The sequence below is a fragment of the Thioclava dalianensis genome, assembly GCF_000715505.1.
GTDB classification, from domain to species: Bacteria; Pseudomonadota; Alphaproteobacteria; order Rhodobacterales; family Rhodobacteraceae; genus Thioclava; species Thioclava dalianensis.
In genome coordinates, this window is record NZ_JHEH01000007.1 from 88877 (window position 1) to 107731 (window position 18855).

The following is an 18855-nucleotide window of genomic DNA, read 5'->3' on the forward strand; positions in this document are numbered from 1 at the left end:
GCTCAGCCCTTGTAGCGCGCAAGGATCTCTTGCACTTTTTCTACCATTTCCGCCACCGGAACCTCGAATTGCGCCGGTTGCGACTTCCATTCTTCAACCGTCGCGTCCTGCGCGATCTTGGCACCCAGAATGAGATCCTTGATCTGCACGACGCCGCGTTCAGCCTCATCCGAGCCTTGGATCACGGCCACCGGGCTTTGCCGTTTATCGGCATATTTGAGCTGGTTTCCGAAGTTCTTCGGATTGCCCAGATAGACCTCGGCGCGGATGCCTTGCGCGCGCAGCTCAGCGGCCATCGCCATATAAGAAGCCATCCGGTCGCGATCCATCACGGTGACGACGACCGGGCCTTGCGCCTCGGCATCGAGCCGCCCCTTGGCATGCAGCGCGGCCAGCAGGCGGTCCACCCCGATGGAGACGCCGGTCGCAGGCACCGCTTGGCCGGTGAAGCGCTTGACCAGATCGTCATAGCGCCCGCCCCCCGCAACCGAGCCGAAGCTCCGCTTGCGACCCTTCTCGTCGAGAATTTCAAAGGTCAATTCGGCCTCGAAAACCGGGCCGGTGTAATAGCCCAAACCGCGCACGACCGAGGGGTCGATCACGATGCGATCAGAGCCGTAGCCCTGCGCGTCGAGCAGGGTGGCGATCTGTTCCAGCTCGTCCACGCCTTCGGCCCCAAGCGCCGATCCGGTGACCAGCTCGCGCAGACGCGCGCAGGTGGCGGCATTGTCGTCCCGCCGGGCCTCCATGAAACCCATGACGGTATCGGCCTGCGCATCCGACAGCCCCGCGCCCTTGGTGAAGTCGCCCGACTCGTCCATCCGGCCCGCACCGATCAGCGCGCGCACGCCCGTCTCGCCGAACTTGTCGAACTTGTCGATGGCTCGCAGGACAGTGCCGCGCTCGGCCTCAAACTTGGCGGGATCGGAGGGGTCGAGCACGCCCGCCACTTCCATGACGCCATTGAGCACCTTGCGATTGTTCACCCGCACCACGTAATCGCCGCGCGGAATTCCCACGGCTTCCAACGCATCGGCCAGCATGCCGCAGATCTCGGCATCGGCTGCCACCGAAGGCGCGCCCACCGTATCGGCATCGCATTGATAGAACTGGCGGAAGCGACCGGGCCCGGGCTTTTCGTTGCGCCAGACCGGACCCATCGTGTAGCGGCGATAGGGGCTGGGCAGGTCGTTGCGATATTGCGCCGCGACCCGAGCCAAGGGAGCCGTCATGTCATAGCGCAGCGCCAGCCATTTGCCGTCATCTTCTTCCTGCCACGCGAACACACCCTCATTGGGGCGGTCCACATCGGGCAGGAACTTCCCCAGCGCCTCAACCGTCTCGACAGCCGAGGTCTCAAGCGCCTCAAAGCCGTGATGGCGATACACTTCCGCGATCTTGCCCAGCATCGCGGCCCTCTCGGTCACCTCGGCGCCGAAGTAATCGCGAAACCCCTTGGGCGCTTCGGCCTTGGGACGGGGCTGTTTTTTCTCTTTGGCCATTGGCTTGCACCTGATCAGTTCTCGCGCGAGGGTGTAGCCCAAGGGGCAGGCCCCGGCAAGCGATAGGGACATCACATGCAAGATCGGTTTGAGCGGGCGGAAGAAGAGATCGCCCATCTGACGCGAACGGTCGAAGATCTTTCGGACGTGGTGGTCGAGCAGACCCGCCGGATCGAGCGGCTCGAGCGTCAACTTGGGCTGCTGATGGAGCGCGAGGCTGAGCGCGAAGTCGAGGGCGGCGGGACGATCCCGCTGGCCGATCAGAAACCGCCGCATTGGTGATGATGCGCGGCTTGTGGATCTTTGCGGCGACGCTGGTCGGGCTGCAGATGCTGGTCTATCTCGCGCTGCTGATCTGGCCCGGATCAACCGATCTGCGCGGCGCGATGCTGCGTTTCGAGGCATGGCAGGCGACCGGCGCGATGGTGGTGCAAATCTTCTTGCTGATCCCGATCCTCGCATGGCTGGGCTGGAAGCTCACCGGTCAGCGACAGGCGCGCTGGCTGATTACGCTGACGCTGGTGCTGAGCCTTGCCCTTGCCGCCAGCGGTTGGATCGAGCTGTGGCTGATCGAGGCCGCGCTGATCGAGCCCACCGATGCGCAGGACCGCGCCATGCAGCTGGCGGCGCTGCGCTGGGGAGAGGCGGGTCTGGCCTTGGCCGCCGCGATCTCGCTGCGGCTTTCCTCGATCTCGGAGCGGCTTTAGACCTCTTCGACCTCGGCCACCCCGCGCAGGCTTCGCAGCGCGCCTTTGACCTGCGGATTGACCGGAAAGTCGCGCCCTGCTGCAATCGTGTAGCGGCAGTTGCGGTCGGGATCATAGACCATGAAGCGCACCGGGCCGCGCGAGCGGATCTTGCCCTCCTGCTCGATCCGGCCCAGCAGCGAGGCGATTGAGCCCAGCGCGCCAGCATCATCGACATGGATCAGCAATCCAGAGGAGCCCGCATCCGCCGTGGCTTTCTCGACCGGCTGGGCCGAGGAGGCGACCATCCGCACCGACTCGCCATCGACCTCCACCTTGACGGTCAACACCAGCAGATTGCCGGTCTCAAGCACATCGCGGCAGGCCTCCAGCGCTTCGGACCAGAAGGCCACCTCATAGGGGCCCGAGGCATCGGACAGCGCCACGAAGGCAAAACGATTGCCCTTGGCCGATTTCTTCTCGCGCACCGAAGCGACCTCGCCCGCGATCTTGGTGACGAAGGGACCGCCCACCGCCTTGCGCTGCACGTCCTCCCAGCTCAGCACGTTCTTGCGCTTGAGCGCGGGGAGGTAATCCTCAATCGGGTGGCCCGAGAGGTAAAAGCCGATGGCCTTGTGCTCTTCGGACAGCCGCTCGCCCGGCAACCAGTCATCGGTATCGGCCAGACGCGGCGGCGGCAGATCGTCGCCCGCCTCACCAAAGAGCGACACCTGCGCAGAATCGCGCGCCTCGATCACGGCCCCCGACCACGCCATCAGCGATTCGAGCGACTCAAAGACCCGTTTGCGGTTCGGATCGAGCAGATCGAACGCCCCGGCCCGCGCCAGCATCTCAAGCGGGCGCTTGCCCACACGTTTCATATCGACCCGGCGCGCGAAATCGAACAGATCGGCAAACGCGCCGCCTGCCTCGCGCGCATCCACGATCATCTGCATCGCATCCGAGCCCACATTCTTGAGCGCGCCCAGCGCGTAGACCAGTTTTTGATCGACGACATCGAAGCTTGCGAGCGAGCGGTTGACGCAGGGCGGGATAATCTCGATCCCGAGCTTTTTCTGCACCTCATCGGCATAGACGGCCAGCTTTTCAGTCAGGTGAATATCGCAATTCATCACCCCGCCCATGAACTCGACGGCATGGTTGGCCTTCAGCCACCCGGTGTAATAGCTGACCACGGCATAGGCAGCCGCGTGGGATTTGTTGAAGCCGTAATTGGCGAATTTCTCCAGAAGGTCGAAGACCTCCGAGGCTTTCTTCTTCTCGACGCCGTTCTTGGCCGCACCCGCCTCGAATTTCGGGCGTTCGGCATCCATGGCTTCCTTGATCTTCTTACCCATCGCGCGGCGCAGCAGATCCGCGCCGCCGAGCGAGTAGCCCGCCATGACCTGCGCGATCTGCATCACCTGTTCCTGATAAACGATGATGCCTTGGGTTTCCTCAAGGATATGGTCGATGGTGGGATGGACCGAGGTGATCTTCTTGATCCCGTTCTTGACCTCGCAATAGGTCGGGATGTTCTCCATCGGGCCGGGACGATACAGCGCCACCAGCGCCACGATATCCTCGATACAGGTGGGCTTCATCTGGCGCAGCGCCGATTTCATGCCCTCCGATTCCACCTGGAACACCGCGACGGTCTTGGCGGCGGCATAGAGCTCGTAGGTCTTCTTGTCATCGAGCGGGATCAGGTTGATCTGGTTCTCAGCGCCCTCGGCGGGCTGATACAGCTGGTTGCCCTGCGCATCGACATGCAGCGGGCGGCCCGATTTGAAGATCAGATTCATCGCCGATTGCACGACGGTCAGCGTCTTGAGGCCAAGAAAGTCGAACTTCACAAGCCCCGCCTGCTCGACCCATTTCATGTTGAACTGGGTGGCGGGCATATCCGAGCGCGGATCTTGATAGAGCGGCACCAGCTCGTCGATGGGCCGGTCGCCGATCACGACACCGGCGGCGTGGGTCGAGGCGTTGCGCAACAGCCCCTCGATCGCCTTTGCGTAATCGAGCAGCCGCGCGACCACCTCTTCATTGCGCGCAGCCTCACGCAGACGCGGCTCATCGGCCAGCGCCTTTTCGATCGAGACCGGCTTGACCCCTTCAACCGGGATCATCTTGGAGAGCTTGTCGACCTGTCCATAGCTCATCTGCAAGACCCGGCCCACATCCCGCACCGCCGCCTTGGACAACAGCGCGCCGAAGGTGATGATCTGGCCCACCTTGTCGCGACCGTATTTATCTTGCACGTAGCGGATCACCTCTTCGCGGCGATCCATGCAGAAGTCGATGTCGAAGTCGGGCATCGAGACACGTTCGGGGTTCAGGAACCGCTCGAAAAGCAGCGAGTAGCGCAGCGGATCAAGGTCGGTGATGGTCAGCGCATAGGCCACAAGGCTACCCGCCCCCGAGCCCCGACCCGGACCGACCGGAATGTCGTGCTCCTTGGCCCATTTGATGAAATCGGCCACGATCAGGAAATAACCCGGAAAGCCCATCTGCTCGATGATTCCCAGCTCGAATTGCAGCCGCGCCTCATATTCGGCGACCGGCACCGCATGCTCGATCACCGCAAGCCGGTCGCGCAGTCCTTCATTGGCCTGACGACGCAGTTCCTCGATCTCGTCATCGGCGAATTTCGGCAAGATCGGATCGCGGCGATAGGTGGCAAAAGCACAGCGCCGCGCGATCTCGACCGAATTCTCAATCGCCTCGGGCAGATCGGCGAACAACGCCACCATCTCGCCCTCGGATTTAAAGTAATGCTGAGGTGTCAGGCGGCGGCGCGGCTGTGCCTGATCGACATAGGCCCCCTCGGCGATGCAGATCATCGCATCATGCGCCTCGTAGATCGACGCTTTGGGGAAATAGACATCATTGGTCGCAACCAGCGGCAACCCGATCTCATAGGCCCATTCGACGAAAGGCCGCTCGGTCACGGCCTCCGCCTCGGGCAGCGCGCCGCCCTCGCCCGGATGGCGCTGCAATTCGACGTAAAGCCGTGTCGGATAGATCGCCGCGAGCCGCTCCAGAAGGGCGCGCGCGGAGTCCGTCTTGCCGTCGCGGATCAACCGCCCGACCGGGCCGTCCGACCCGCCGCTGAGACAGATCAGCCCCTCGCTATAGCGCTCCAGCTCCTCGATTGTGACCTGCACCTGCGCCCCGTGCTTGTCGAGATAGAGGCACGAGTTGAGCTTCATCAGGTTCTCATAGCCCCGCTCGCTCTGCGCGAGCAGCACAACAGGCGCGGGCGCGCGCGGGCGCTCCCCGGGCTGCACGGGGTCATATTCGACCGAGACCTGACAGCCAATGATCGGCTGCAACCCCGCCCCCTGCGCGGTCACGGAAAATTCCAGCGCAGCGAACATGTTATTGGTATCGGTGACGGCGACGGCAGGCATTTTCGCCGCCTCGCACATCTTCACGAGCTTCTTGGCGGGCACCGCACCCTCGAGCAAAGAGTACTCGGTATGGACGCGCAGATGAATGAATCGGGGGCTGGTCATGGCGCCAAGATAGGGGGGCGGCGCTGCGACGAAAAGCACCAATCCGCACCTCAGCGCCTGTGCGCCGCGCTGACCGGGCGGCAGCGCGCCCAGTGCCGCGCCGGAACACGCAGCCAACGCCCAAAAAGTAACCCAATGCTGACGCTGCGGGCACAATCGGCCACTCGCCCCTTGCCAAGCGCGCCCCGCATCGGCTTTGCTGGCCAACGGGTCGCCTGCTCTACGCCGCATCGAGCGGGCGTGCCCGGATTGGGACACAGGGTAACGCGGCGGATTAAGTCCATGGAGATTTCGTTTCTTCTCAACGGAGAAACCCGGCGCGTCGTGATCAGCGATCCGACCCAGAGCGTGCTTGACTGGCTGCGTGCCGAAGGCCTCACCGGAACCAAGGAAGGCTGCAACGAGGGCGATTGCGGCGCCTGCTCGGTGATCGTCACCGATCACGACGGCGCACACCCCCTCAATGCCTGCCTGATGATGATGCCCCATCTGCAGGGCCGCGCCCTGCGTACGATTGAAGGGATCACGGGCCCTGCGGGCGCGCTGCACCCGGTCCAGCAGGCGATGATCGACCATCACGGCTCGCAATGCGGCTTTTGCACGCCGGGCATCGTGGTGAGCTTGGCTGCGGCCCATCTCAATGGCCAAAGCGATTACGACGATCAGCTTGCAGGCAACCTGTGCCGCTGCACCGGCTACGCCCCGATCATCCGCGCCGCCGAGACGGCCAAAACCGCGCCTGTCCCGGACTGGATGCACGATACTCCTTTCACCTTGGATCAAGTATCTTCGGGGGGAACGGTCGCGGCGCCAGCCGAGGCCGTGGGGGGCAGACAGCCCCCCTTCCTGCCCGCCGATGCGGATGCGCTGGCCCGCTGGTATCGCGCCCATCCCGATGCCACGCTGATTGCAGGCGCGACCGATGTCGGGCTTTGGGTGACCAAGCAATTGCGGACGCTGGAGCCGGTGGCCTTTCTGGGCCAATGCCGGGATCTGCAGCAGATCGACGAGACGCCTGAGAGCTATGTGATCGGGGCCGGGGTGACGATTGCGGCGCTGCGCGCGGCGATGGAGGGCCCCTATCCCGCGCTGGCGGGACTGCTTCGCCGTTTCGCCTCCGAGCAAATTCGTCAGGCCGCGACAATCGGCGGCAATATCGCCAATGGCTCGCCCATTGGCGATGGCGCGCCTGCGCTCATCGCATTGGGGGCGCGGCTCACGCTGCGCCTTGGCGATACGCGCCGTGATCTGCCGCTTGAAGACTTCTTCCTTGAATACGGCAAACAAGACCGCCAGCCCGGCGAATTCGTCGAGAGCATCACCCTGCCCAAGGGCGTCACGGGGCTCGCCTGCTACAAGCTCTCGAAACGGTTCGATCAGGATATCTCTGCCGTCTGCGGCTGCTTCAATCTTGAGATCACCGAAGGTCAGATCCGCGCCGCGCGCATCGCCTTTGGCGGCATGGCGGGGATCCCCAAACGCGCCGCAGCTCTGGAGGCCGCCCTGACCGGGCAGCCCTTCACCGAAGCGGCGCTCACCGCCGCCCTGCCCGCCCTTGCACAGGATTTCGAGCCGCTCTCGGATATGCGCGCCTCGGATCACTACCGGATGGCTGCCGCGCGCGGGATGGTGCTGCGCTATCTGCATGAGGCGCAGGGCGCGCCCTCGATCCTTGAGGTGCAGCCATGAGCGTCGGTTCCACCCGCCCCCACGAGTCCGCCCGCCTCCATGTCACCGGCGCGGCCCGCTATGTCGATGACATCCCGACGCCTGCGGGCACGTTGCATCTGGCCTTCGGCCTGTCAGACAAACCGCATGCCGATCTGACCGCTCTCGATCTCGACGCGGTGCGCACAGCGCCCGGCGTCGTGGCGGTGCTGACCGCCGCCGATATGCCCTTTGCCAACAACGCCTCGCCCGCACCCGATCCCGAACCGGTACTGGCCGAGGGCACGGTGCATTACGTGGGCCAACCGATCTTTCTGGTCGCGGCCACCAGCCATATTGCCGCGCGCAAGGCGGCGCGGCTGGCCAAGATCACCTATGCCCCGCGCCCCGCGATCCTGACGGTCGAAGAGGCGCTCGCGGCCGACAGCCATTTCGAGGGCGCGCCGGTGATCTGGGCGCGCGGCGATGTGCAAGCCGCGTTTGGCCGTGCCGTGCATCAGGTCGAGGGCCGCCTCGATATCGGCGGGCAGGAGCATTTCTACCTTGAGGGTCAGGCCGCACTCGCGCTGCCCGACGATCCGGGCATGGTGATCCGCTGCTCAAGCCAACACCCGACCGAGATCCAGCATAAGGTGGCCGACGCCTTGGGCTGTGCGATGCATGACGTGCGCGTCGAGATGCGCCGGATGGGCGGCGGCTTTGGCGGCAAGGAGAGCCAAGGCAATGCGCTCGCGGTGGCCTGCGCGGTGGCAGCACGCCTGACCGGACGGCCCTGCAAGATGCGCTATGACCGCGACGACGATATGACGATCACCGGAAAGCGGCACGATTTTCAGGTGCGCTACCGGCTCGGCGCCGATGCGCAGGGCCGGATCGTGGCCGCCGAGTTCACCCATCTCGCGCGCTGCGGCTGGTCGCCCGATCTCAGCCTGCCGGTCTGCGACCGCGCGATGCTGCATGCCGACAGTTCGTATTTCCTGCCCAATATCCGCGTCGAGAGCCACCGGCTGCGCACCAACACCCAATCCGCCACCGCCTTTCGGGGCTTTGGCGGGCCGCAGGGGATGCTCGCGACCGAGGCAGCGCTTGATCACCTCGCCCATGTGATGGGGCGCGATCCGCTCGAAATCCGGCGGCTCAATTACTACACCGAGCGGTCGGGGGGCCGTCTGCCCCCCGCGGACAAGGCCGATGCCTTGCCCGCCCCCCCCGAAGATATTTCGACCAAGGCGAAGATGCAGACCACGCCCTATGGCCAGCCGGTCGAGGATTTCATTCTGCACGGCCTGACGCAGGATCTGCTGGCGCGTTCGGATTACGCGGCGCGGCGCACGGCAGTGGATCACTGGAATGCGCGCAATCCGATCTTGAAGAAGGGTATCGCCTTCTCGCCGGTGAAATTCGGGATCTCCTTCACGCTCACCCATCTCAATCAGGCGGGCGCGCTGGTCCATGTTTATTCCGACGGCTCGATCCAGCTCAATCACGGCGGGACCGAGATGGGACAAGGGCTGCATCAAAAGATCTGTCAGATCGCAGCGAGCGTCTTTGGCGTGGACGATAGCGGCGTGCGGATCACGGCGACCGCCACCGACAAAGTGCCCAACACCTCGGCCACGGCGGCCTCGTCGGGGGCCGATCTCAACGGGATGGCGATCAAGGCTGCCTGCGAGACGATCCGGGGGCGGCTTGCGGAGGTCTTTGCCGGTGAGGTCGGTTGTGAGGTCGCAGCGGTCGATTTCGCCGATGGGATGCTGCGCGCGGGGGCCCAAGAGCTGCCTTTCAAGCAGGTCGTCAAGCGGGCCTATGAAACGCGCGTTTCGCTGTCCTCGACGGGTTTCTACGCGACGCCAAAGCTCAGCTGGGACCGGCTCAAGGGGCAAGGTCGACCGTTTTTCTATTTCGCCTATGGCGCGGCGGTGAGCGAGGTGGTGATCGACACGTTGACCGGCGAGAACCGGATCCTGCGCTGCGATATCTTGCATGATGCAGGGAGCTCTCTGAACCCCGCGATTGATATCGGGCAGATCGAGGGCGGCTATGTGCAGGGCGCGGGCTGGCTCACCACCGAAGAGCTGGTCTGGGACGATGCAGGACGGCTGCGCACCCATGCGCCCTCGACCTACAAGATCCCGGCCTGTTCGGATCGGCCGGGGGTTTTCAACGTGGCGCTTTGGGATGAGCCGAACCGCGAGGAGACGGTGTTTCGCTCCAAGGCGACGGGCGAGCCGCCCTTCATGCTGGCGATCTCGGCGTGGCTGGCGCTCAGCGATGCCTGCCGGGCTTGCGGCCCCGAATGGCCCGATCTGCAAACGCCCGCCACGCCCGAGGCGGTGCTGGCGGCTGTGCAGCGTGCGCGGGGTACGCCATGAGCCTCGATCCCGCCTATCTCACCCGGATGATCTCGGCGCACGGGCCCTTCACCCGCGTCGTGGTGGCGCGCGCACAGGGTTCGACCCCGCGAGAGGAAGGCGCCGCGATGCTGGTCTGGCCCGACCGGATCGTGGGCACGATCGGTGGCGGCGCGCTGGAACTGGCCGCGATCACTGCCGCCCGCGCGGGACGCTCGGGCTTTGAGGCCGTGCCGCTTGGCCCTGCGATGGGGCAATGCTGCGGAGGCGCAGTCACGCTGGGCTACGAGGCATGGGACAGCGCGCGCATCGCGCAGGTCCAAGGCGACTGGCATGCCCGCGCATTGGGCCGCACACTGGGCCGCACGGAGGCGATGCCGCTGGCGGTCACCCGTGCGCTGGCGCGGGCGCGCGACAGGGGTGCCGTGCCGCCGATGATGATCGAGGGCTGGCTGATCGAGCGCGTGGCCCCGCCGCCGCTGCCGCTTTGGATCTGGGGGGCGGGTCATGTCGGTCGGGCGCTTGTGAACGTGATGCAGCCGCTGCCTGATCTCGCGATTCATTGGGCCGACAGCCATGCAGAGCGGTTTCCCGACACGATCCCCGAGGGCATCACGCCGCTGATCGCGGAGAACCCGGCGACGCTGGCATCTTTGGCGCCGCGCCACGCGCATCACCTTGTGCTGACCTATTCGCATGCGCTGGATCTCGATCTGTGCCATCGGTTGCTGAGCCATGGCTTCGGCGCCCTAGGGCTGATCGGATCGGCGACGAAATGGGCACGGTTTCGCAAACGTCTTGCGGCACTTGGCCATACGGATGCACAAATTTTGCGCATTGCCTGCCCGATAGGCGATCCTTCCCTTGGGAAGCACCCTCAGGCCATTGCCTTGAGCGTTGCGAGCGCGCTAGTGAGAGAGCAGAATGCAGTGCAGACTGCCAGTGAAAGAGGGATGCGCGCCGGGTGAGCGAGCTGTTGCAGATCGAGGGGCTGACCAAGGCCTATCCCGGTGTCGTGGCCAATGACGACGTGGCGCTCGCTGTGGGCGAAGGCGAGGTGCATGCGCTTCTGGGCGAAAACGGCGCGGGCAAATCGACCCTCGTCAAGATGCTCTACGGCTTGGTCAAACCCGACCGCGGCACGATGCGGTTTCGCGGTCAGGCCTTCACCCCCGCCGATCCGCGTGCGGCCCGCGCCGCCGGTGTCGCGATGGTGTTTCAGCATTTCTCTCTGTTTGAGGCGCTAAACGTCGCCGAGAATGTGGCGCTGGGGATGGAGACGCCACCGCCGATGCGTCAGCTGGCGGCGAAAATTCGTGAGATTTCGAATGATTACGGGTTGCCTCTGGATCCGGCGCGCCTTGTCGGGGATCTCTCTGCGGGCGAGCGTCAGCGCGTCGAGATTGTGCGCTGCCTGCTGCAAGATCCCAAGCTTCTGATCATGGATGAGCCGACCAGCGTGCTCACGCCGCAAGAGGTCGAGATCCTGTTCAAGACCTTGCGCAAACTGTCCCAAGAGGGCACGGCGATCCTCTATATCTCTCATAAACTCGAAGAAATCCGGACCTTGTGCGATGGCGCGACCATCCTGCGTGGCGGCAAGGTCGTGGCCCATTGCAACCCGCGTGAGAAGACCGCGCGCGAGCTCGCCGAGCTGATGGTCGGGGGGGCGTTCAACGTCACTGACAGGGCCAATCGGGAACTGGGCGATGTCGTGCTTGAGGCGCGCGGGCTGTCGCTGCCGCCGATGTCGCAATTCGGCCCCTCGCTCAAGGAGATCGGCTTTGAGTTGCGCGCGGGCGAGGTGCTGGGGATTGGCGGGGTGGCTGGGAACGGCCAGGAGGAATTGCTGGCCACGCTCTCGGGCGAGCGGGTGTCAGCGGCGGGCACGCTTTGGCTGCGCGGCCAAGATATCTCGGGACTGGGGCCGAACCCGCGCCGGGCGCGCGGCGTTCTGGCAGCCCCGGAGGAACGTCTGGGCCATGCCGCCGTGCCCGCGATGAGCCTCACCGAAAACGCCATTCTCACCGGCACCCTGCGCAAGAAACTGACGCGCAACGGCTTTGTCGATCAGGCCGCAGCCGAGCGCTTTGCGCAAGACGTCATCACCGGGTTCGACGTGCGCACGCCGGGCCCCCACGTGGCCGCGCGGGCGCTTTCGGGCGGCAATTTGCAGAAATTCGTCATCGGGCGCGAGGTTTTGCAGGCCCCTGAAGTGCTGATCGTGAACCAGCCGACCTGGGGCGTCGATGCCGCCGCCGCCGCCGCGATCCGGCAGGCGCTGCTGGATCTGGCCGCGAAAGGGGCTGCGGTGATCGTGATCAGTCAGGATCTCGACGAGTTGATGGAGGTCGCAGACCGGTTTGCCGCGCTCAATGAAGGCCGCCTAAGCGAACCGCGTGCCACCAAGGGGCTGACGATCGAAGAGGTCGGCCTGATGCTTGGCGGGGCACACGGCATGCAGGAGGCACAGCTATGATCACCCTGATCCGCCGCCCCAACCCCTCGCGCTTTTGGAGCTATGCCACGCCGGTGGCCGCCGTGATCGCTACGATGATCGCGGGCGGGCTGCTGTTTGCACTGCTGGGAAAGCACCCGGTCGAGGCGATCCGTGTGATCTTTTACGAGCCGCTATTTGGCGAGAACGCCGCCTATTTCCGGGGCCAGCTTCTGGTCAAGGCAGGGCCGCTGGTGCTGATCGCCTGCGGGCTCGCGGTCGGGTTTCGCGCGGGCATCTGGAATATCGGGGCAGAGGGTCAGTATATCATGGGCGCGCTCGCCTCGGCATGGCTTGCGCTGCACATGTACCCGGCGGAAAGCCATTGGTTGTTTCCGGCCATGATCGTGCTGGGCGCCATTGGCGGGCTGTTATGGGCGATGATCCCGGCGCTGTTGAAGGTCTGGTTCGGCACCTCCGAAATCCTCGTATCGCTGATGTTGGTCTATGTGGCGGAAAACCTGCTGGCCTATATGGCCTTTGGCCCGCTCAAGAACCCCGAGGGTTATGGCTTTCCCGGTTCGCGCAATCTGCAAGACTACCCTTCGGCCCATAATGCCGAGCTGATCGCGGGCACGGGGTTGCATTGGGGCGTGGTGGCCGCATTGGTGGCCGTGATCTTCACCTATATCCTGATGCATCGCCATATCATGGGCTTTCGCATCCGCGTCGCGGGCGAGGCCCCGCGCGCGGCGCGCTTCGCAGGTGTGGTGCCTGCGCGGCTGGTGATGATCTCGCTGGGTTTTGCGGGTGCGCTGGCCGGGCTTGCGGGCATGTTCGAGGTGTCGGGACCGGCGGGCCAGATCACCGACAGTTTCAACGTGGGCTACGGCTTTACCGCGATTATCGTGGCCTTCCTCGGACGGCTGCATCCGGTGGGCATCCTGCTGGCGGGGCTGCTGATGGCGCTGACCTATATTGGCGGCGACATGGCGCAGCTGACGCTTGGCCTTCCCTCGGCGGCGATCCAGGTGTTTCAGGGGATGCTCCTGTTCTTCCTACTGGGCTTTGACGTGCTGACCAATTTCCGCGTGCGTCTGGGACGGAGGGCCGTGGCATGAAGCTGCCCTCTCTCCATCTTCCGGTCATCGCATTGGCGGGCCTGCTGGCCGGGCTCGGCCTGTGGTATCTGGTGACGCTGCTCAGCGTGTTGTGGATGCTGGTCTTGATCGGCGTTGTGCTCCTTGTGGTGCTCGAAAGCGTGGGGCGGCTCTCGCAGGCGCTGTTCGCCCGGCTCGGCGGGCGCGGCGATGAGCCCACAACCCGCATGCCTCACATGCGCCGCCGCGAATGGTATCTGGCATTGGGCGGTCTGGTCGCGGGGCTGATCTGGGGCTACGGGCTGTGGGGCTCGGTGCTGACCCTTGGACAAGGAGCGGGCGCATGATCATTGGCGGGATCGATATCATCGGCCTCATCGCAATCCTGATGAGCGCCTCTACCCCGGTGCTTCTGGCGGCCACGGGCGAGTTGGTCGCGGAGAAATCGGGCGTGCTCAACCTCGGGGTCGAAGGGATGATGATCATGGGGGCGGTCGCGGGCTTTGCCGCAGCCGTCGCCACCGGCAACCCGGTTCTGGGCTTTCTGGGCGGCGCAATTGCCGGGGCGCTGATGGCCACGCTTTTCGCCGTGATCACCCAGATCTTCCTGTCCAATCAGGTGGCCAGCGGCCTTGCGCTGACGCTGTTCGGGCTGGGCCTGTCGGCGCTGATCGGCAAGGGCTATGAGGGCGTGCGCCCGCCGCCCACGGCCAAGATCGACTTCGGTCCGCTCTCTGACATCCCGGTGCTGGGCCGGATCGTGTTTTCGCATGACTGGATGGTCTATCTCTCGCTTTTGCTGGTCGTCGTGGTCTGGATCGTGCTGCGCTATACCCGTGTGGGGCTGGTCCTGCGTGCGGTCGGCGAGAGCCATGACGCAGCCCATGCACTTGGCTACCGCGTCGTCGCGGTGCGCTTTGCAGCGCTGGCTTTTGGCGGGGCGCTGGCCGGTCTGGGCGGCGCCTATCTGAGCCTCGTGCGCGTGCCGCAATGGACCGAGGGCATGACCGCAGGCGCGGGCTGGATCGCTCTTGCCATCGTGGTCTTTGCAAGCTGGCGCCCGTGGCGGGTGCTGCTGGGCGCGTATATGTTCGGCGGCATCACGGCATTGCAATTGCAGTTGCAGGCGGCGGGCTACGCGATCCCCGTCCATATCCTGTCCATGGCGCCTTACGTGATCACCATCGTCGTTCTGGTGATCTTGTCGGCCATCCATCGCCACGGCGTGCAGGCCGCCCCTGCCAGCCTTGGCAAATCCTTTCACGCCTCGAGCTGAGGCATCTATCCATAGGCCCGAAAGCGGCCGAAATTGTAGCTGGGAGAATACAAATGAACCGCAGATCCTTTCTGAAAACCACCGCCGCCACGGCCGTTGTCGCAGGCGCGGGTGTCCCCGCGCTGGCGCAAGACGGGCCGCTGAAGGTCGGTTTCATCTATGTCGGTCCGGTGGGCGATATGGGCTGGTCCTACCAGCACGATCAGGCCCGCAAGGCGCTTGAGAAGGCGTTTGGCGACAAGATCGAGACCTCTTATATCGAGAACGTGCCGGAAGGCCCCGATGCCGAGCGCGCGCTGACCCAGCTTGCGCTTGCGGGCAACAAGCTGATCTTCGCGACTTCCTTTGGCTTCATGGATGCCACCGTGAACGTCGCCAAGAAATTCCCCAATGTGATGTTCGAGCATGCGACGGGCTACAAGCTGGCCAAGAACCTCGCGACCTATGACGCCAAATTCTTCCAGGGCCGTGCGATTCAGGGCACGATCGGCGGGCGGATGACCAAGACCAACAAGATCGGCTATATCGGCTCCTTCCCGATCCCCGAGGTCTATCAGGGCATCAACGCCGCCTATCTCGCTGCCAAAAAGGTCAACCCGGATGTCGAAATGAAGGTCGTGTGGGCCTATACATGGTTCGACCCGGCGAAAGAGGCCGATGCCGCCTCGGCGCTGATCTCGGATGGGGTCGACGTTCTGCTCCAGCACACCGATTCCACCGCACCGCAAGCCAAGGCGCAGGAGGCGGGCAACGTCATCACCTTCGGTCAGGCCTCGGATATGTCGAGCTTTGCGCCCAAGCCGCGCGTCTCCTCGACGATTGACAACTGGACCCCCTACTACACCAAGCGCGTCCAGGACATGCTGGATGGCACGTGGAAATCCGAAGCCACATGGGGCGGGATCGACAGCGGCATGGTCGAGATCGGCGAGATCTCCGACGCGGTGCCTGCAGAGGTCAAAGCCGAAGCGCTCAAGCTCAAGGACGACATCGCCTCGGGCGCGGTTCATCCCTTCACCGGCCCGCTCAACAAGCAAGACGGCTCGGTCTTCCTTGCCGATGGCGAAATGGCGACCGATGACCAGCTGCATTCCATGACCTTCTATGTCGAAGGCATGACCGCAGAAGCGCCGAAATAAGGCCACCCTTTGCATTGGGCCCGCGCAGAGTGTGGGCCCAATGCGCGACACTGTCCCACGCTCGCCCCGCCCGGAACTCGTCCGGGCAGAGAGGTCAACGCCGTTGAGGATGTCATCATGATCCCGCAGGTCATTCACGCGCTTTGGAATACCGGTTGGGACAGTGCCCCGGCCTTAGTCACGCAGACCCGCGCCTCATGGCAGCGCCATGCCCCGAATTTCACCGTCAACGCGCTGGAGGCCGACGGTCTGGCGCATCATCTGGCCGAGCTGGGGCTTGGTGATCGCAAGATCCCGGTTCAGGCCGCCTCGGACATCCTACGCACCAAGCTGTTATATGAGCAAGGCGGCCTTTGGCTCGACGCCACCTGCCTTTTGGTGGCGCCCTTGGAAGACTGGTTGCCTCAGAAGGTCGCGCCATCGGGCTTTTTTGCCTTCGCCCATCCCGGTGCGGACCGGCTGATTTCCAGCTGGTGCCTCGCCGCCGAGCCGCGCTCGGAAATTCTCGGGCTTTTGCTCAAGACGCTCTGTGCCTATTGGTCGCGCGATCGCGAGATTTTCAACGGGTTCAGCGGGATTGCGCGCTGGAACATCCCCGCGCGCAAGGCGCGCGCCCACGCGCTGCGCGACCCGCTCTGGGCGGTCTCGCAAGCGGGCTATGCCAAAACCCGTTTCGCGCCGTATTTCTTCTTTCACTACCTCTTTGAGGCGCAGATCCAGCAAGACCCTGCCAGTGCCGAGACATGGCGCAAAACGCCAAGAGTCTCAGCGGTGCCCGCGCATGTTCTGGGGCAGATCGCGCAATTCGGGGGCATCCACGAGCTGTCCGAAAGCGAGTTTGGGCAGATCCGGGCAATCAGCCCGCTTCACAAGCTCAACTGGCGCCTCGACTTCCCCGATCAGATCTTTGCCTAAAGAGCAAAAGCCACAGCGCGCACGGCGTTTGTCCCCCTCTCAGCTTGCGATCAAAGGGCTCGGGAATGCCTGAAGTTCCTTCATGCGGGGTGAGCAGTTCTTCGCGCATGCCCCACGCAATCCGGAACAGCGGATGATCACACAACGTTGAACCCCGGAAACGCGGCTGATTGCCGTGCTGAAGGGAGACATCATGAAGACGCTCAAGACCACGACCGCCCTCGTTGCAGGGCTGACCGCTTTGATGCCTGCCACGATCCCCGTGGCGAGTTTTGCGCAAACCGATGCGACCGCTCAGACAGCCTGCATCGCCAAGGCGATTGCCGATGGTAAGTCCGACGCAGATGCAAAAAAGGCCTGCGCCGACGATGCAGCCAAGGAAGGAGACGCCGCGCAGGCTCAGCCGGAAGAGGCGCAACCTGCACCCGAGGCAGACCCCGCGCCCAAGGCCGAGGCTGACGCTGCCCCGTCGCAGGACAAAACGAAACCTGCGCCCGAAGCTGACGCCGCACCGGCCCCTGAAGCGGACAGCTCTGCGACGGCCGAGCCCGAGGCGACACCCGCACCGGCCCCCAAGGCAGACGGCTCAGCCAAGGCAGAGACAGATGCGGCACCGAAAGCCCAAGCTGGCGCTCAGGCAGATGTGAAAGCCGATGCGGAGACGCAAGCGCAGGACGACACCGCGCCGACGCCCGAAGCTGAAGCCAGAACTAACGCGGATACCGCCACGACCGACGCCGCGCCGATGACGCAGGACAATGCCGACGCTGCTGCCAAGGCCGCGATCGAAGGGCAAAAGCCTGAGGGCACGAAGGCTGGCACCGAGGCCGAGACCACCACCGAGGCCCCCAAGCCCGAAAACAAACCCGCGCCGAAAGCGGCGGAGACAGAACAGCCCAAGGCTGACGACACGGCCTCCGGCGATGCCACCGCCAAGACGGATGCCGAGGCACAGGCCAAACCGGCGCCCACCAGTGATGGCACCGCGACAACAGATGCTCAGACCGAGGCCACGGCATCGGGCGATGCCACAGCCGAGGGCGATCAGGCCGCGACCGATACGGAGGCCAAGGATGCCCCCGCCGCCGCGCAGGTGCTTGAGAAAGCGCTTGCCGACAACAAGCAGGCCGCCGACGGGGCCCCGGTCGAGAACGAGGCGCTCTCGTCTTCCGCCGATGATCCCGGCGCGGATGAGGTGACGGCGCGCGAAGAGACGATCACAAAGGAAAATGCGCGCTCCTCGGATGAGGATTTTGCAACCGGCGTCTCTGGCAAGTCCACGACCGAGACCCAAACAGCCGAACCTGCCAAGAAGAAAGAGCGCGGGCTGAACCTTTTGGAGTCCACCGCCGTGGCGGGGCTTGGCGCACTGGCCGTGGGCGCGTTGCTCAACAATGGCTCGAAGGTTGCCGTCAATTCGGGCGACCGCGTGGTCGTGCAAAATCAGGACGGCTCCTATGCGCTGGTCAAGGATGACAACGCGCTGCTGCGTCAGCCCGGCGCACGGATCCGCACGCAGGACTTTGCCGATGGCTCCTCGCGTACCATCGTGACCAAAGAGGATGGATCACAGATCGTCACCGTCTATGACGGTCAGCGCCGGATGCTCAAACGCACGCTGATCCAGCCCAATGGCGAACGCTACCTGCTGATCGACGATGCCACGGGCACCCAGCCTGTCGATGTCTCGAACCTGCCCAAAGCCGCGCCGACCGTCTCGGTCAGCTCAAGCGATGAAGCCGCGCTGCGCAAAGCCCTTGATCGGCAGGCGCGCGTCGACCGGACCTTCACGCTGGCACAGGTGCGCGATATCCGTCAGGTCCGCGATCTGGCCCCAGCCGTGGCGGTGGACAATATCACCTTCCCCACCGGCTCGGCCGCGATCCAGCCCGATCAGGCACGCGCGCTCGCAGCCCTCGGACAGACCCTGCAAGCCCGGATCGCCGACAACCCGCGGGAGATCTTCCTGATCGAAGGTCACACCGATGCGGTCGGCAGCGCGGCCAGCAACCTCGCGCTCTCTGACCGGCGGGCCGAATCCGTGGCGCTGGCGCTGAGCGAGTATTTCGGGGTGCCTTCTGAGAACCTCGTCGTGCAGGGCTATGGCGAGCAGGACCTGAAGGTGCAGACCGATGGCCCCTCCGAGGCCAACCGCCGTGCCGCCGTGCGCCGGATCACCGATCTGCTGCGCGTCGCGCAGAACTGACGGATCGCCACGCGATTGGGACCGGGGGCGCCAGATCGGCGCCCCCGTTTTCAT

General features: G+C 64.6%; 14 protein-coding genes. 12 read left to right on the forward strand and 2 right to left on the reverse strand.

What is annotated here, in order from left to right; genetic code table 11:
• Positions 1–2: 2 nt before the first annotated feature.
• Positions 3–1502 (reverse strand): histidine--tRNA ligase, encoded by a 1500-nt coding sequence (hisS, locus tag DL1_RS08075; protein WP_038064689.1) that lies wholly within the window; start codon positions 1500–1502, stop codon positions 3–5.
• 75 nt (positions 1503–1577) lie between these two features.
• Here hisS and DL1_RS08080 point away from each other — a divergent pair, with 75 nt between their 5' ends.
• Positions 1578–1784, forward strand: a complete 207-nt coding sequence (locus tag DL1_RS08080) for a SlyX family protein (protein ID WP_038064690.1) — start codon at positions 1578–1580, stop codon at positions 1782–1784.
• Entirely contained in the window at positions 1784–2209 is a 426-nt protein-coding gene (locus DL1_RS08085; protein WP_038064691.1) for a hypothetical protein, read from the forward strand. Before DL1_RS08080 ends, DL1_RS08085 begins: the two co-directional genes overlap by 1 nt.
• Here the strand turns inward: DL1_RS08085 and dnaE are convergent.
• On the reverse strand, positions 2206–5709 hold the full coding sequence (dnaE, locus tag DL1_RS08090; protein ID WP_038064861.1) for a DNA polymerase III subunit alpha: 3504 nt from the start codon (positions 5707–5709) through the stop codon (positions 2206–2208). The genes DL1_RS08085 and dnaE overlap by 4 nt on opposite strands.
• A 282-nt stretch (positions 5710–5991) precedes the next feature.
• Between dnaE and xdhA the strand changes: the two genes are divergently transcribed.
• The 10 genes from xdhA to DL1_RS08140 all read left to right on the forward strand — a co-directional run bounded on the left by xdhA (position 5992) and on the right by DL1_RS08140 (position 18801).
• On the forward strand, positions 5992–7398 hold the full coding sequence (gene xdhA / locus DL1_RS08095; protein WP_038064693.1) for a xanthine dehydrogenase small subunit: 1407 nt from the start codon (positions 5992–5994) through the stop codon (positions 7396–7398).
• Entirely contained in the window at positions 7395–9749 is a 2355-nt protein-coding gene (xdhB, locus tag DL1_RS08100; RefSeq protein WP_038064696.1) for a xanthine dehydrogenase molybdopterin binding subunit, read from the forward strand. The genes xdhA and xdhB overlap by 4 nt, the downstream gene beginning before the upstream one ends.
• Positions 9746–10696: a xanthine dehydrogenase accessory protein XdhC gene (gene xdhC / locus DL1_RS08105; RefSeq protein ID WP_038064699.1), complete on the forward strand. Its 951-nt coding sequence runs from the start codon at positions 9746–9748 to the stop codon at positions 10694–10696. Before xdhB ends, xdhC begins: the two co-directional genes overlap by 4 nt.
• Positions 10693–12207 (forward strand): ABC transporter ATP-binding protein, encoded by a 1515-nt coding sequence (locus DL1_RS08110; protein WP_038064701.1) that lies wholly within the window; start codon positions 10693–10695, stop codon positions 12205–12207. The genes xdhC and DL1_RS08110 overlap by 4 nt, the downstream gene beginning before the upstream one ends.
• Positions 12204–13286, forward strand: a complete 1083-nt coding sequence (locus DL1_RS08115) for an ABC transporter permease (RefSeq protein WP_038064704.1) — start codon at positions 12204–12206, stop codon at positions 13284–13286. Before DL1_RS08110 ends, DL1_RS08115 begins: the two co-directional genes overlap by 4 nt.
• Positions 13283–13612 (forward strand): hypothetical protein, encoded by a 330-nt coding sequence (locus tag DL1_RS08120; protein ID WP_038064706.1) that lies wholly within the window; start codon positions 13283–13285, stop codon positions 13610–13612. Before DL1_RS08115 ends, DL1_RS08120 begins: the two co-directional genes overlap by 4 nt.
• The gene (locus tag DL1_RS08125) at positions 13609–14541 is read left to right on the forward strand and encodes an ABC transporter permease (RefSeq protein ID WP_038064708.1); all 933 of its coding nucleotides are present in this window, start codon (positions 13609–13611) and stop codon (positions 14539–14541) included. The genes DL1_RS08120 and DL1_RS08125 overlap by 4 nt, the downstream gene beginning before the upstream one ends.
• Positions 14542–14594: 53 nt before the next feature.
• Positions 14595–15680: a BMP family ABC transporter substrate-binding protein gene (locus DL1_RS08130; protein ID WP_038064711.1), complete on the forward strand. Its 1086-nt coding sequence runs from the start codon at positions 14595–14597 to the stop codon at positions 15678–15680.
• Between the two features lie 117 nt (positions 15681–15797).
• Entirely contained in the window at positions 15798–16595 is a 798-nt protein-coding gene (locus DL1_RS08135) for a capsular polysaccharide synthesis protein (protein WP_038064714.1), read from the forward strand.
• A gap of 193 nt (positions 16596–16788) precedes the next feature.
• Positions 16789–18801, forward strand: a complete 2013-nt coding sequence (locus DL1_RS08140; RefSeq protein WP_051693424.1) for an OmpA family protein — start codon at positions 16789–16791, stop codon at positions 18799–18801.
• Positions 18802–18855 lie beyond the last annotated feature (54 nt).

Excerpts from the sequence above, each read along its gene's own strand:
- DL1_RS08140 (WP_051693424.1), top strand. The coding sequence starts at position 16,789 with ATGAAGACGCTCAAGACCACGACCGCCCTCGTTGCAGGGCTGACCGCT.
- DL1_RS08085 (WP_038064691.1), top strand. The coding sequence starts at position 1,784 with ATGATGCGCGGCTTGTGGATCTTTGCGGCGACGCTGGTCGGGCTGCAG.
- DL1_RS08120 (WP_038064706.1), top strand. The coding sequence starts at position 13,283 with ATGAAGCTGCCCTCTCTCCATCTTCCGGTCATCGCATTGGCGGGCCTG.
- DL1_RS08130 (WP_038064711.1), top strand. The coding sequence starts at position 14,595 with ATGAACCGCAGATCCTTTCTGAAAACCACCGCCGCCACGGCCGTTGTC.
- xdhA (WP_038064693.1), top strand. The coding sequence starts at position 5,992 with ATGGAGATTTCGTTTCTTCTCAACGGAGAAACCCGGCGCGTCGTGATC.
- DL1_RS08135 (WP_038064714.1), top strand. The coding sequence starts at position 15,798 with ATGATCCCGCAGGTCATTCACGCGCTTTGGAATACCGGTTGGGACAGT.
- dnaE (WP_038064861.1), bottom strand. The coding sequence starts at position 5,709 with ATGACCAGCCCCCGATTCATTCATCTGCGCGTCCATACCGAGTACTCT.
- DL1_RS08115 (WP_038064704.1), top strand. The coding sequence starts at position 12,204 with ATGATCACCCTGATCCGCCGCCCCAACCCCTCGCGCTTTTGGAGCTAT.
- DL1_RS08080 (WP_038064690.1), top strand. The coding sequence starts at position 1,578 with ATGCAAGATCGGTTTGAGCGGGCGGAAGAAGAGATCGCCCATCTGACG.
- hisS (WP_038064689.1), bottom strand. The coding sequence starts at position 1,502 with ATGGCCAAAGAGAAAAAACAGCCCCGTCCCAAGGCCGAAGCGCCCAAG.
- xdhB (WP_038064696.1), top strand. The coding sequence starts at position 7,395 with ATGAGCGTCGGTTCCACCCGCCCCCACGAGTCCGCCCGCCTCCATGTC.
- xdhC (WP_038064699.1), top strand. The coding sequence starts at position 9,746 with ATGAGCCTCGATCCCGCCTATCTCACCCGGATGATCTCGGCGCACGGG.
- DL1_RS08125 (WP_038064708.1), top strand. The coding sequence starts at position 13,609 with ATGATCATTGGCGGGATCGATATCATCGGCCTCATCGCAATCCTGATG.